The 13173-nt window shown below is 55.6% G+C and carries 10 protein-coding genes and 1 tRNA gene; 4 read left to right on the top strand and 7 right to left on the bottom strand.

Annotated features, from left to right (window positions below; genetic code table 11):
- Positions 1-132: 132 nt before the first annotated feature.
- Positions 133-218 (top strand) — tRNA-Leu (locus tag TRM7615_RS14075).
- Between the two features lie 411 nt (positions 219-629).
- On the opposite strand, the gene TRM7615_RS14070 is transcribed toward TRM7615_RS14075, so the two are convergent.
- Both TRM7615_RS14070 and TRM7615_RS14065 read right to left on the bottom strand, forming a co-directional pair.
- A complete protein-coding gene (locus TRM7615_RS14070) occupies positions 630-1892 on the bottom strand; it encodes an MFS transporter (protein WP_108788620.1) in 1263 nt (420 codons plus the stop codon).
- A gap of 78 nt (positions 1893-1970) precedes the next feature.
- Positions 1971-3437: a tannase/feruloyl esterase family alpha/beta hydrolase gene (locus TRM7615_RS14065; RefSeq protein WP_165821439.1), complete on the bottom strand. Its 1467-nt coding sequence runs from the start codon at positions 3435-3437 to the stop codon at positions 1971-1973.
- On the opposite strand from TRM7615_RS14065, the gene TRM7615_RS26120 reads away from it, so the two are divergent.
- Positions 3436-3570, top strand: a complete 135-nt coding sequence (locus TRM7615_RS26120) for a hypothetical protein (protein ID WP_268877556.1) — start codon at positions 3436-3438, stop codon at positions 3568-3570. The two genes, TRM7615_RS14065 and TRM7615_RS26120, sit on opposite strands and share 2 nt — an antisense overlap.
- Before the next feature lie 1299 nt (positions 3571-4869).
- Here the strand turns inward: TRM7615_RS26120 and TRM7615_RS14060 are convergent.
- The 5 genes from TRM7615_RS14060 to TRM7615_RS14040 form a co-directional block, all read right to left on the bottom strand.
- Positions 4870-7269, bottom strand: a complete 2400-nt coding sequence (locus TRM7615_RS14060; RefSeq protein WP_108788616.1) for a trimethylamine N-oxide demethylase — start codon at positions 7267-7269, stop codon at positions 4870-4872.
- Positions 7266-7637 carry a cupin domain-containing protein gene (locus tag TRM7615_RS14055; protein ID WP_108788614.1) on the bottom strand — a complete coding sequence of 124 codons (372 nt, stop codon included), beginning with the start codon at positions 7635-7637 and terminating at the stop codon, positions 7266-7268. The genes TRM7615_RS14060 and TRM7615_RS14055 overlap by 4 nt, the downstream gene beginning before the upstream one ends.
- Before the next feature lies 1 nt (position 7638).
- The gene (locus tag TRM7615_RS14050) at positions 7639-9621 is read right to left on the bottom strand and encodes an ABC transporter permease (protein ID WP_108788612.1); all 1983 of its coding nucleotides are present in this window, start codon (positions 9619-9621) and stop codon (positions 7639-7641) included.
- Complete coding sequence (locus TRM7615_RS14045; RefSeq protein WP_108789082.1) at positions 9621-10649, bottom strand: quaternary amine ABC transporter ATP-binding protein; 1029 nt, start codon at positions 10647-10649, stop codon at positions 9621-9623. The genes TRM7615_RS14050 and TRM7615_RS14045 overlap by 1 nt, the downstream gene beginning before the upstream one ends.
- An 85-nt stretch (positions 10650-10734) precedes the next feature.
- The gene (locus tag TRM7615_RS14040; protein WP_108788610.1) at positions 10735-11685 is read right to left on the bottom strand and encodes an ABC transporter substrate-binding protein; all 951 of its coding nucleotides are present in this window, start codon (positions 11683-11685) and stop codon (positions 10735-10737) included.
- A gap of 237 nt (positions 11686-11922) precedes the next feature.
- On the opposite strand from TRM7615_RS14040, the gene TRM7615_RS14035 reads away from it, so the two are divergent.
- Positions 11923-12864, top strand: coding sequence for a LysR substrate-binding domain-containing protein (locus TRM7615_RS14035; protein ID WP_108788608.1), 942 nt, complete (start codon positions 11923-11925; stop codon positions 12862-12864).
- 182 nt (positions 12865-13046) lie between these two features.
- Positions 13047-13173: formate--tetrahydrofolate ligase (locus TRM7615_RS14030; RefSeq protein WP_125133658.1), on the top strand; the 127-nt coding region annotated here is incomplete at its 3' end.

The following is a 13173-nucleotide window of genomic DNA, read 5'->3' as shown; positions in this document are numbered from 1 at the left end:
GCTCTGTGTCCGAGTGTTGGGAGAACATGATCGCACTGCGGGGTCAAGCGGTAGCGATTGGAACTTCTTGGCGGTTTGCAGCTTTTTGCCTCTGGACCTTCCCGAACAACACGGCTAATTCAATGCGAAGTGGCCCAAGTGGCGGAATGGTAGACGCAGGGGATTCAAAATCCCCCGCCTTCACGGGCGTGAGAGTTCGAGTCTCTCCTTGGGCACCACTATCTTTTCAATAGGTTATCCGGTTCTTAACGACCCGATTTTATGTTGTGATAAACCGTTGTGATGTCGTTGTGATGCAAGAGTGGCTTGCCACGTAAAACTGCCGATGCTGCTCAGCAGTTCCCTACATGCCTAGAAGCGGCAAAGGCCCTATTCCTTTCAGCGGGTCCATGCCGAAAATGTTGAAACGCCGACCCACAAGATCCAAGCAAACAGATCCTGTGCTGCGGACTGCCTCCAGTCTTTGATTTCTCTCAACCAGCGTCGGCTAGCCGTAATCCACGGTAGCTCAAGCAAGATCCGCTTCAAATAGAGTTGCAAGCCGACCGATGCCCAACGTCAGCCAACTCAGCGCTATCGGTCAATCCAAGAGCAGCCCGTTTTCTTCCCCATGCGCCATGTATCTTCCCCTACCTTTTGTTGTCTGGCGCGACCTCGGTACTGGTCGTTCCCGCCACAACGTGACTGGTTTTCTCGGCTGGCGAAGTGGCGTCGCGTTTTGCGAATCTGATGCTCACGAACACCGTGAAGCCAGCCATCATGAGGAACAGCGCCCAGTGCAACGCAGAATCCTCGAAGACCACTGAAACAAGGCTGGCAACTAACGGGCCTGCAATACCTCCGGCAGTCGTGACAAAAAGCATCGTCACTGAGGCTGCAGCGACATAGACGGGGGGCGTTCGGTCCATCGCGTGTGCGACGAGAAGCGAATACATTGTCAGCAAGGCTGCACCCAGGATCACCATGAGGCCGAGGAATACCGAATGCCAGATTGTTCCGAAAATCGCGTGATAAGCCGACCCGTCACCGCTGCCAACTATCGAGAAATATAAAAGCAGGGCTGAGGCGATCACTCCGTTGATCAGAATGATGACCCGCCGGTCGTGGCGGTCGGATGCCCACCCGAGAGGGTACATGAAGAGAATCCGTCCGAGATACAGTGCTCCAATCAGGAGAGCGATTTCCTTGGTGCTGATCCCGAAAGTGGCGGCTCTGTAGGGTGTAACGTTGAGCAATGTCGTTGCGACCATTCCGACCGTGAAGGCTCCGACCCAAGCAGTGGGCGAGTCCTTGAACAACCCCCGGATCCGCACGTTGGCGCTGGACTGGACGGTAGGAGGGTCAGATCGCGCGGCGGTCAGCACGACAATTGCAACGCAATAGAGCAGCGAAACCACGATGAAGGCTTCGTTCAAGTCTGCGGGCAAAACTTGGATCATAAGTTGGCTGCCGACGGACATCACGCCGAGCACGGTCGCATAAACCGCCAGAAGCCGCCCGCGACTGGCCTTCTCGGCAGAGACGCTGATCCACGCGTCGCCCAGAGCGAACAATCCGGCCGTAGCAACACCGGTCGCGAACCTGACGAACAGCAGAACCGGAACGGGCTCGCTGAGCGCGAAGATCAGGGTCGAGCCGATGCAGATGGCCGCGCCTGCGGCGAAGGAGCGGATGTGGCCGACCTTGGTTATCCACCCCGCGATGTAAAAACACCCAATAAGGAACCCGAGCGAATAAGCTGCCGGAGCGAGTGCTGCAACTTCCTGTGACGCGCCGGTTTCGGCGAAGTATAGCGCCACCAGAGTTCCCGACGCGGCGGTCACAAGCTGCACCGATGCCATCGCCAGAAAGAGCGATCGCAGCGTCAGCAATCTCGCGGAAAACTCATTCATCAACGACGTTCATCCCAAACGTTGGGCAGTGGGTTTCTGGCACGATTACGGTGCATTTTGAGCCTACCAGTTGAATGCCTATTGCGGAACTCGGCAACTGAAGCTCATCGGGTCGTTCGGGGCACCGCTGCCATTGTAGGTCACGACACCGGGGTGCGCGCAGATGATCCGTCCGCCTTGTCCGGTGGGAGGGCGACCCGGCGCAGGCGAGGCGTAAGGCGCGTCAAGCTGGTCGGGTGCCACGCCCGTGTCCAGCCAGTCTTCCAGCGCAGCAATATAGTCGGTGCCGTCCGGACCTGGACCGCCACGACAATGAGTGACGCCGGGACGGACAAACAACCGCACGTCATCAAGGGCGGTCGGGTCGAATTCCAGCACGCTCTCGTAGTAGGCGATTGTGCCGTAGGCTGTGAGCGAACCGTCCATCCAGCCGTTGTCGATGATGAGTTTGCCGCCGTTGGCCCGGAATTCAGAAAGGTCGGGATTGTCCGCGTCGATTGTCGGACTGAGGCGTGCCGCGTGGTGCGCGAATTCCGAGAAATCGTAACCTTCGTAGGTCCAGTCCGGGTTGCCGTAGAAGAAATATTTCATCAACTCCGTCGCAAATCCCCAACGCGCGTTCGGGATCTTTGGGCTTTCAAACGCACTCTCCTCCGAACCCGGATGGAAATCGATGTCGGCGCCATCCACGTAGCCTCCGGTGATCCATGTCGCCCAGCCAAGCGGATTGCCCGGCAATTCCGCTCCCATTGGCGTCCCGGGCCAGAAGGAGCCGCCGAATTCCGCGTCGCCGTATATGGCTTTGGCTGCTGCTACCTGTTCCAGGCTGAGGCATTGGTTGGTTTGACCTTCGCCGCAGGTCAGTGTCGAGACATCGAAGTCACACTGTCTTGGATCATTCAGAATCCCGTCTTCAAGCCCGTCCAGTGCATCACAATGATCCATGATCGCACCCCCAAGGACAACAAGGGCATCGGCATCTATCACTGGCGTCGTGATCTGGTTCGGATCGGGGTACATTATCTGGGCGTCGTGGGTCCATCGGCCAGCCATTTCCTTCGTCCAGGAATAGGCTGGGGCCCCAGCGTAAATGCCGTCGAACACATCAGGTGACCGCTGTGCTGCCATCAATGCCTGTCCGCCGCCACGAGAGCACCCAAAGAAGAGGTCGCGCTGGCTTTCGGACCCGTAATATTCTGAAATCAACGCCTTAGCTGTTACTGCCGTTCGGTGCACAGCTTGGAACCCGAACGACACCTGCCGTTCGAGATTGTTGAGCGCCCAGACAGCGCTCACGTTGCTTCCTTTGTGCCCTGTATCGGTCGAAACAGTCGCCCATCCGTTTTCGACAACCCCCCAGTATCCCTCGGCAGCGTTGTCAAAGTTTCCCGCAAAACCTCCGCTGCCGCCCATTATGAACTTTCCGTTCCAGTCATCTGGCAGAAGCAGCTCGAACTCTGTTTCAGTACCGATGACCCCAACGACCCGGCAGTGTGGCTTCGGCGTTTCTTCAAGGGCGACGACCATAAGAGCAACGTTAGGCATGGGTGAAAAACTGGCGCTCTCGCACTGGTTCGCCATCGAGGTCGACGGTATTGCGATTGCCAAAGACATAACTAACAAAGAAAGGGCGGTTTCTTTTCTCGTCATAGGCTGCTCCAGAATGGCTCGAAGCTGACTAAAACACTGGAAAGCCAAAATGAGAAGGCTAACCTTCCCAGATCAGATACCTGACGTCTGCTTCACCACCTAAAGAAGCATTCGCGAGGGCCGATCTCAATCGGCAGCTAAGGGCTCGGAACAGAGCTTAGCTTCGCCAAGGTCGAAGGTCCGCTTAGGGCCGTTTGCGTGGTGCGCCTGGTTGCAGTCGCAGCAACTTTGCAAAGGACACTATCTGCGCAAGGCAGATATTGGCTTTGTAACCACTGCTTCTTCGAGGTGCGTTATTCCCTGAGATTTGCTACAGATTCCTTCTTTCAAGGTGGTTTTTTTCTCCAATTCGACAGCTGTGAAAAAGAAGGTTCCCCACGCGGTTTGCAGTGAGGGTGCTCGATTTTTGAGATACACGCCATCATTGAACGACGCGTAGGTCAGAGCTCGTGTAGGGAAGGTGGGGTTAGCCTTCCCGACCGGCTCTGCAAACGAGAAGACCAACAACAACCGAAACAGAAACCCCCAAAGCAAAAATCAGGCCCAAACTGATCGGGGCGCGAATTACCCCAGTGCAGCAGATCCCGGAAAGGACCCAAAGGGGTAAGTTGCGGACCAGCATGGTTAAGTTGGGCGCACTCCATTCGGCCAATTTGCCTTCTCCAGAAGCATGTTGGCTTGTTCCCGACATCTCGGCATGCGGACGCCGTTTTTTTGTTAGCTAGTAGGCTCAGCTAGTTGTCATCTGGAAATTAATTGATTTTTTGAAATAGGTTTGGCGCTTGCCAATTAGTTTTCCTCTTCCTCGTCCAACGAATGGCTGAGACTTGAGGTTTAATTGCAGTTTTGAACTATTTTAAGTGCCAGCTTTCTCGTAACTCAAGAAGATCAAAGTGCGATTTTCCGAGCCTTTGTCTTTTCTTGTCACTCGATAGGTTCCAAGGTCTGTCAGCAACTTCCGTTGTTGATAGCTGTCTGGATGATTCACCCCTTTTTGCCCGAGAAAGGCTTCACCGTGTCGGCAGTTTGTTACCTCAAACCAAGCTCGTTCAAAAAACTCGTCCGCTTCTACACTTCTGAACTGATATTCCCAAAAGCACGATACTCCGACCGAGCTTTGAAGACCTGTGTATCGTTCACAATGCGACCCAGTCGGAGCTCGATCTGAAACTAAGTAGCGTTCAACCTCTTGGACACGGCTGCAATCCGCAGCAATTACTTCTTGAGAGTAGGTCGCAAGAACGCTCGAAAGCAGAGTCAAAAGCAGCAATTTCAGTCGTATTTTTGGCATGTAGAAAACGCCCCATGCGGAAGCCGATTGCGGCTTTTATTCCGCTGCGTTTGGAACGTTTGCGTCAGGATATTTTCCCTTTACGCGCTCCTTCGTGGGATCAAAGTGCGGGAATGCCACAATCTTGGCCTTCAGTCGTTTTTGCTGGCCGTCCAACTGTCCAATCTCGATGTCCGTGCCAACAACAGCATGGGTGGTTGCAACCCGCCCCAAAGCAATGACTTTGCCCAGTATGGGAGATTTCATTGCACTGGTGATTTCTCCAACTTGTGCCTTGCCAATACGAACGCAATCCCCTGCAGAAGGGATTGTTCCTCCTTGGATCTCAAACCCGACAAGCTTGCGGTGAGGGTGGGCCTTGCGCTCTTCGATTGCGGTTCGCCCGGTAAAGTCGTCCGTCTTTGACTTCAGCGGCACGGTAAAGCCGATACCGGCCTCATAGGGGTCGGTCTGATCGTCAAATTCGGAGCCAGCAAAGATCAATCCCCCCTCGATCCGCAGCATGTCCAAGGCTGCCAGGCCAAGCGGCGTGATTCCATAGTCTTGGCCGACTTCCCAAACACGATCAAAGATTTCGACGGCGTCCTTCGGATGACAGAATATTTCGTATCCCAGTTCACCTGAGTATCCGGTGCGCGAGATAACGACGGACGTGCCCGCCACATCCCCGACACGCGCAATGGTCAGTCGGAACCAGGGCAATTCGTCGATGGTCGGCTGCTGCGGAGGGGTCCAGAAGATTTTGGACAGGATTTCGCGGCTGAACCGTCCCTGAACCGCGATGTTGTGCAGCTGATCGGTCGAATTGCGCACCCAAGCATTCAGATTGCGTCTTTGCGCCTGTTCCTGCAGCCACAACCCGCTGGTGTCGTTGCCGCCAATCCAACGGAAATTCGTCTCGCCCAAGCGATAGACTGTGCCGTCGTCAATCATTCCGCCGTGCTCGTAACACATGGCGGTATAGACGACCTGACCCACACTCAGCTTTTTCATGTTACGAGTGACACAAAGCTGTATCAGCTCTTCGGCGTCCGGCCCCACGACCTCATACTTGCGCAGCGGGCTCAGATCCATCACGGCGACCTTGTCCCGGCAGGCCCAGTACTCGGCAATCGCACCGTGGTTGGTCATCGTGTTGGGCAGCCAATAGCCGTTGTATTCGATGAAATCCCGGGTGTGACGTGCAAAGCAGTCGTGAAATGCTGTTTTCTTGGTTTCTTCCACATCCGCCTCCGCAGATTTTCTATAGCCGTAGGATCGTTTGAAATCCTCGGTCGCTTTGTAGGTGCGCACCTGAATGTCGGTCGGGTTCCAGCCGTTGGCCGGGTCAATGTCACAGGGGCATCCGGTGCTGACGCAGACCAGATCGGTCAACGCGCGCAACAAGACAAAATCGCCCGGCCGCGACCACGGATCGTCCATGCCGATGGCATTGGTGTCGTCCAGCATCGTGTTGAAAAAGAAGTTGATCGCCTGCCAGCCACCACGCGGGTTGATACCGTACTGATCCAGATCCTTGTTGATATTGTCCGAGCAGTTCACATGACCTGGATATCCAAGATCCTCGTAGTACCGTGCGGTACAGGCCAATCCAAAGGTGTCATGGCGTCCGCAGGTGTCCTGAATGATCTCAACCAGTGGTTCCTGATCAACCGACCAGTATTTCGAGAATATTCCAGGCTGCGGATAAAGGTTGCCCATCAGGCTGCGGGTGGTTGTCGGATCGATCTCGCGTTCGATCCCCTTGTCCAAGGCGCGACGGCTGAAAGCCTGAAAGTCTGAACTTTCGCGTCCCTTGACGTCCACGATCTGAATGAATTCTCCGGCCTTCACTTCGTAGGAGCGGGCATTCCCAGGTTGGACATTGATGTCCTTTAGGGGGTCGGCAAGCGGATCCGGAGGGCCGACATTAGGCTTTTCCAGACCCGGTGCGAAACGTTGTATGTATAGAATTATGTCGGTCGGCGGGTTGTTGTTTTCCGGGCGCATCGCTTCACCTGGTGCAGCGACAAGAAGAAGGCCGTCGCTTTCAGCAACAAAGCTGACCATATCGCCGGGGCGCGATCCATCTGTGAAAGCACGGATCGCGTCGCCCTGACCGATATCGAATCCGGAAACCTCCAGTGCGCGCAGAACCTTTTTACCGGACGGTGACCCGTTCGCCAACGTGGCAATCAGCCCATCGGGGCGCCCATGTCCCTGCGCACCCAACATGGCCGCATCGGAACTGCGGTCGGGGGCAAAAAACACCATCTCGGCCGGCTGCATGCCATCCCGATCCAGCAGCGAGATTGTATCGCCCTTGGAAATGGGAACCGCGCGCGACCCTGCTCCGGGCACAGGGTGGCGCTCTGTCCCGTGGGGCAGGATTGGCAGACCCGGGGCCAGAACGCCGCTGCGCTCAAACGGAACCTCGAAAACCGGTTTCACAGTCATAGTTCACTCTCGTCGATGGCTTTGGTTGCACCGTGGTGGGTGACCACCAAAAGACAGCCCGTTTTGGTACGGGAGAAATGGCTGGATCCGGCAGCTAGGCTGACGAAGTCACCGCTGCGATAACTGAACCCGTCATGATCAGTCAGATCCTCTTCGAGGACAAAGAATTCTTCAGTTCCGGTATGGGTATGCGGGTTGGATCTAGTTCCCGGTGCCATTTTCATCAGATAGCTGCCCCGCCCAGTGGTCTTGTCAAAGCTGATGTTTTTCCACCAGACTTGCGCGTCTGACAGACCATCCATCTCAGTCCGGATAAAGCCAGGGTCGTCAAATCGGGCAACAGTGCGTGCGGCGTCGAGCTGACCCATATCAATCAAGCCCCAGACGTTTTTTGCGCTGCTCGGCCCAACTGCTGATCGCCATGTCAAAGGTCAACGCCATCAGCGAGACGTTGAGGCCAAGGACAAAGTTCTTACCAAGTTCGGTGCCCGCAAGCGTGCGCTGCAATTCCTGCCCTAGGTCCTGGGTACCGATAAAGGCAGCGATGATGACCATGAAGAAAGCGAACATGATGGCCTGGTTGAATCCAACTGCCATTGTCGGCAGGGCTAGCGGGAACTGCACCGAAAAGAGCTTTTGTCGGCGGGTTGAGCCGGACATGTCGGCAGCTTCGGTCATCTCGGGTGGAACGCTGCTCAGGCCGATGATCGTGTAGCGGATCAGCGGGACGGCGGCGAAGATCAGGATCGAGAAAACAACCGCCACATCGTTGACCCCAAACAGCATGATTGCGGGGATCAGGTAGATGAAGCTGGGAAAGGTCTGGGCTGTGTCGCAGGCCAACAGAATATTCTTGGACCAGCGCGAGGACCGGGCGGCGACGACACCGAGCGGAATGCCAATCATCGTGGCCAGTGCCACAGCGGAGATCACCGTATACAGCGTGATCACCGAGCGGTCCCACCAGCCAGAAAAGGCAACGATGGTGAAAAAGATCGCAGCATAGATACCGGGTTTGCGACCGCCGACCCAATAGGCAAAGGCAACGACCATCAGGATGAACGCAGGCGTTGGAATTGCCAGCAGCGTGTTGCGGAACGGGATCAGAACCTTGACGTTCAGGAACCAGCGCAACCATTCAGTTGTGCCTTTGATGGCGTCGATGGCTAGGACCGACTTGATCGCGACATCGATTTCCTTGCCCTGGCTAAGGTGCTGTTTTCGTCCAACCTCGGCCAAGATCGGGAAGATCTGCGCGATCAGGATAAAGCCAACAAACAAGCCCAACCCGATCAATGAGATCTGATGGCGCTTCCACCACGGCGTGCCCCGTTCAAAATGCACGGGCTGTTTGACAACCCAAGCCTTGGACATCCGGTCCAGCGTCACGGCCAGCAAAACAATCGTGACGCCAATTTCGAACGACCGGCCCAGTTTAAAGCTGCCCATCATGGCAAGCAGTTTGGCCCCAAGACCGGGCATCCCGATAAAGGCGGTCAGAACAACCATGGCCAGACACAGCATGATCACCTGATTGACCCCAACCAGAATTTCGGTGCGTGCGGCCGGCACATAGACATGGCGCAACATCTGCCAGCGGGTACAGCCTGACATCTGTCCGGCCTCGACGACCTCGGGGCTGACTTTTTTCAGACCCAGGGTGGTCATAAGGATCATCGGCGGGATCGCAAAGGTGATGGTTGCGACGGCCCCGGCCGTCGGCCCGACCTTGAAAAAGATCACGGCCGGCAAAAGGTAGGTGAAGAAGGGCAGGGTTTGCAGCACCGACAGGATGGGCTTCAGCATCCGCTCAAACCCGCGATGCTTCCAGGCGGCGATGCCAAGAACCAAACCCAGCAAAAAGGCCAACGGTGCGGCAACCACGATGACGGACATTGTCTGCATTGCGATTTTCCACTGACCGATTGCGGCTGTCCAGATGAAGGTACCCGCGCCCAATGCGGCCAGCCTCCACCCTCCGACGGCGTAGCCAACAACCCCGGCAACGGCAGCAATGGCCGACCATGGGATCGGGCCCAAATGCGGCCAGCGGCGCTTGCCTTCGAGAAGGTTGGCCGATGTATCCAAAAGAAACTCCAACGGGCCTTCGGCGATGAAACGGGTGACATGGATCAGGCCCAGGTCATTTTGGATAAAGCTAAAGACAGCATCCAGAACTTGCGCCGTTGGCGGGATCATCGTTTCGGGAATGCGGTTCAACCAATCCGGCAATATGCCCACAGCCTTGGCCAGGATCAGAGCAAAGGCTGTAACAAGCAGAACGGTCAAAATCCTGCCTCGGCTCCAGGTCTTGGATGAGGTGTCCGGAATGTCGGTGGACAGGGTCGCCATCAGTCGGCCCCGAGCAGAATGTTCAACGCAGCCTCGCGTTCCAGAACACCCGTTACGACGCCCTGATCGTTTGCGACGGGCAGAAGAATGCGATTGTCGTTGACCAGCACCCGCGCCAATTCATGAATCGTGGCGCCGCCATCAATCGGGGCCCCTTCCAGCGCATGACCATTGACCGGCTTTGCAAGACCCTTGGCGTGCACAACGCGGGCCTTGTCGACTTCTTCTGTAAACTTGGCCACATATTCGGTGGCCGGGTTCATCACGATCTTGTCGGGCGTGTCACATTGTTCGACCGCGCCATTGCGCATGATCGCAATGCGATCCGCCAGGCGCAGAGCCTCGTCAAAGTCGTGGGTAATGAAGACGATGGTTTTGCCCAGCATCTCTTGCAGGCGCAGGAATTCGTCCTGCATCTCGCGCCGAATAAGCGGATCCAGCGCCGAGAACGGCTCGTCCAGAAACCAGATGTCGGGTTCGATCGCAAGGGACCGAGCAATGCCGACACGCTGCTGCTGACCACCGCTCAATTCACGTGGAAAATACTCTTCGCGGCCTTCCAGACCGACGAGTTTTATCACCTCCAGCGCACGTTCGCGCCGGTCGTGGCGATCTTGGCCGCGCATTTCCAGCGGAAAGGCCACATTGTCCAGCACGGTGCGATGCGGCAGTAGCCCAAAGGACTGAAACACCATCCCCATCTTGTTGCGGCGCAGTTCGATCAGCTCGCGTTCGTTCAGGCCCATAATGTCCTGACCATCGACTTTGATCGTGCCGCCTGTGATGTCGTGCAGGCGTGAAAAACACCGCACCAGAGTGGACTTGCCAGATCCGGACAACCCCATAATAACCAGCATCTCGCCACGGGCGACCTCGATCGAGACGTCCGCGACCCCGGCAATGTATCCGTCCGCCCGAATGTCGTCGAAACTGCGCCCGGCAGGCATGGATTTCAGATAGCTTTCTGGCGAAGCACCGAACAACTTCCAAACGTTTTGGGCCGAGATGACTGGCGGAGTGGCTGACATCAGTATCTTTCTTTCCAGTTGAGCACGGCCTTGCATCCCAGGGATGAACAAGGCCGCACCAGTTTCATTGTTTAACGCAAGCTTATCAGCTGCAGGCGCTCATCCATGGCTCGACGACGCTACGGTTGTTGTCCAGCCACTCGGCTGCCGCATCTTCCGGCTCCAGCTCGTCGGTGTCGACCAGCTTGGCCATTTCGGCGATCTGCGGGTTGGTGAAAGAGATATTGGTCAGGGTGCAGTATGCCGCTGGCCACTTGTCTTTCATACCGTCCCACGCCGCCTTTTTCAGATAGCCCTTGGCCGGGTTTCCACAATCATACAACGCATCCTTGTTCGGGCCTTTGGCAGGATCCTTGTCACAGCCATCTTCCCACACCGGGAATTCAACAAATTCACCGGGCCAGACCGCTTCGGCAAAGTTCGGTGTCCAGTTGAAGACCAGAACCGGCTTCTTGTCAGCCTCGGCAGCGCCGATTTCAGCCCACAGAGCCGCGGCCGAACCCGCGTTGATCACGGTAAAGTTCAGATCCAGCGCTTCGGCGCGTTCTTTACCGTGCTTGAGCCAGTCAACCGGACCATCCAGATACCGGCCCTTGTCGCCCGTCTCGGGGGTGGCAAAAAGATGAGCACAATCGTTCAGGGCTTTCCAATCTGGCAGACCGGGGCAGGATTCCTTGGTCCACATCGGGTACCACCAGTCCTCACGGGTTACTGCGTCATGGTCACCCGCGTCATGCAGACCACCCTTTTCCAGTGCCGCACGGTAGGAGGCGCCAAACGCACCTTCCCAGACTTCCATCTCTAGCGCCACGTCGCCCAACCGAACCGATTCATAAACGGCTTGGCTGTCGGTGGTGACATATTCGACATTGTTACCCATCTCTTCAAAGATCAGGCCAACAACGTTCGACATGACGATCTGGCTGGACCAGTTGTGAATTGGGATGACGATAGGATCGCTGCTGTCTTCGGCAATCGCCCCAGATCCCGCTACTGCTGCCATGGTTGCAGCAGAAAGTAGGTTTTTCAGTTTCATGGTTTCTCCCTGAGTGGCGTACACTTTTGATCATAGAACTCTTCCGGTCCTCAATTCCGGCATATTGCCCAGAATCACTGAATATGCAGAACAGAGATTTTGGGGGCTTTGCCTAAAATTTCTTGAGGCAAATGCATTTTTTCGTTATCTTTACAGGGCGTTGCCTGATTGGATGTCGATTGGCTCGGGCAATTGTTTTTGATGGCAAACTCAACAAGCTCAGGAAATCGCTCCTAAATGCCTAGGAAAGCCCCTGTTACAGGAAAAATTCTTCCGCCTCTCGACTATCTAGTGGCCTTCGAAGCAGCGGCCAAGGCGCAGAGTTTCGCTCAGGCGAGCAAGGTGCTTAACATTTCGGAAACGGCAATTAGCCGCAAAGTTCGCCTGCTAGAGCAGCACTACGATGTCCCTCTGTTTGTAAGAGGCCACAGGTCAGTGTCTCTGACTCAACAGGGGGCTATCCTGTTGGCTACCGTGGAACGGTCTTTGGATCTTATGCGGGAGGTCAGTCGCGATATGTTGGCCAAGCATCAGGCCAATACCGTGTCCATCTCAGCGACGAATTCGGTTGCTTCGCTTTGGTTGATGCCACAGCTTCGTAAGTTCAACAAATCAAACGGGCGCATTCGGATCTCATTGGTTTCGTCAGATAGCGATGCGGAGTGTTTGTCAGAAGCCATGGATTTAACGATCTTGCGCGGAGAGGGCGATTGGCCCGGCTACGAGGCGCGCCTTCTCTTTGGTGAAACCGTTTTCCCCGTATGCAGCCCAGAGTATTTGAAGAACAACCCGGATGCGTCAAACCTCGAAAATTTGCCGAAGTTGGATCTGATCGAAGTCACAAGTAGCCATGCGGAATGGATGACTTGGAGGACGTGGCTTGACGGAAATGGTGTTACCACTGCAGTGACGGAGCGGGCTGTCGCGTTCAATACGTATCCTCTGTCGGTGCAAGCCGCTGTTGACGGGTTGGGGATTGCGTTGGGCTGGGCTCATCTTGTTGATCCACTGCTGGAGAGTGGCGCTTTGGTTCGTCCCATTCCTGATGCTTCTGTAAGGACGCAGTCTGGCTACTATCTTCTTCAAACCCCGTCCCATAAGACGTTCCCAGAACGCCGCATCGTTGAAGACTGGCTTTTGGGATTAAGCGCAGGGCGAAAACGCTATGCGAGAATCTGAACCCTAAACTGAAGCTTTGGGCCTTATAGTTTCAGTTCGCGGTTTCCCTTGATTAGGTGAGAATCCATGGTTGACCCATGGGAATATTTATTTACCCTTGAGAAAGTTTTTGATTCTGCTCTTGATTGCTTGTGCCGTTGAGTGCGGAGAATCTTGATCTTTTTCAGGGAACCCGAAAGCCAATGAGCTACAAATCCGACATTGAAATCGCCCGTGAGGCGAACAAGAAACCCATTCAGGAGATTGGTGCCAAGATCGGCATTTCCTCGGATGATCTGCTGCCCTACGGCCACGACAAGGCCAAGGTGA

The organism is Falsiruegeria mediterranea M17 (assembly GCF_900302455.1).
Taxonomy (GTDB): domain Bacteria; phylum Pseudomonadota; class Alphaproteobacteria; order Rhodobacterales; family Rhodobacteraceae; genus Falsiruegeria; species Falsiruegeria mediterranea.
This window is presented reverse-complemented; position numbering and strand designations above follow the sequence as displayed.

Bases quoted from the DNA above. Each gene is read 5' to 3' on its own strand.
- TRM7615_RS14040 (WP_108788610.1), bottom strand. From the start codon at position 11,685: ATGAAACTGAAAAACCTACTTTCTGCTGCAACCATGGCAGCAGTAGCG.
- TRM7615_RS14035 (WP_108788608.1), top strand. From the start codon at position 11,923: ATGCCTAGGAAAGCCCCTGTTACAGGAAAAATTCTTCCGCCTCTCGAC.
- TRM7615_RS14050 (WP_108788612.1), bottom strand. From the start codon at position 9,621: ATGGCGACCCTGTCCACCGACATTCCGGACACCTCATCCAAGACCTGG.
- TRM7615_RS14070 (WP_108788620.1), bottom strand. From the start codon at position 1,892: ATGAATGAGTTTTCCGCGAGATTGCTGACGCTGCGATCGCTCTTTCTG.
- TRM7615_RS14045 (WP_108789082.1), bottom strand. From the start codon at position 10,649: ATGTCAGCCACTCCGCCAGTCATCTCGGCCCAAAACGTTTGGAAGTTG.
- TRM7615_RS14055 (WP_108788614.1), bottom strand. From the start codon at position 7,637: ATGGGTCAGCTCGACGCCGCACGCACTGTTGCCCGATTTGACGACCCT.
- TRM7615_RS26120 (WP_268877556.1), top strand. From the start codon at position 3,436: ATGGGTGAAAAACTGGCGCTCTCGCACTGGTTCGCCATCGAGGTCGAC.
- TRM7615_RS14060 (WP_108788616.1), bottom strand. From the start codon at position 7,269: ATGACTGTGAAACCGGTTTTCGAGGTTCCGTTTGAGCGCAGCGGCGTT.
- TRM7615_RS14065 (WP_165821439.1), bottom strand. From the start codon at position 3,437: ATGCCTAACGTTGCTCTTATGGTCGTCGCCCTTGAAGAAACGCCGAAG.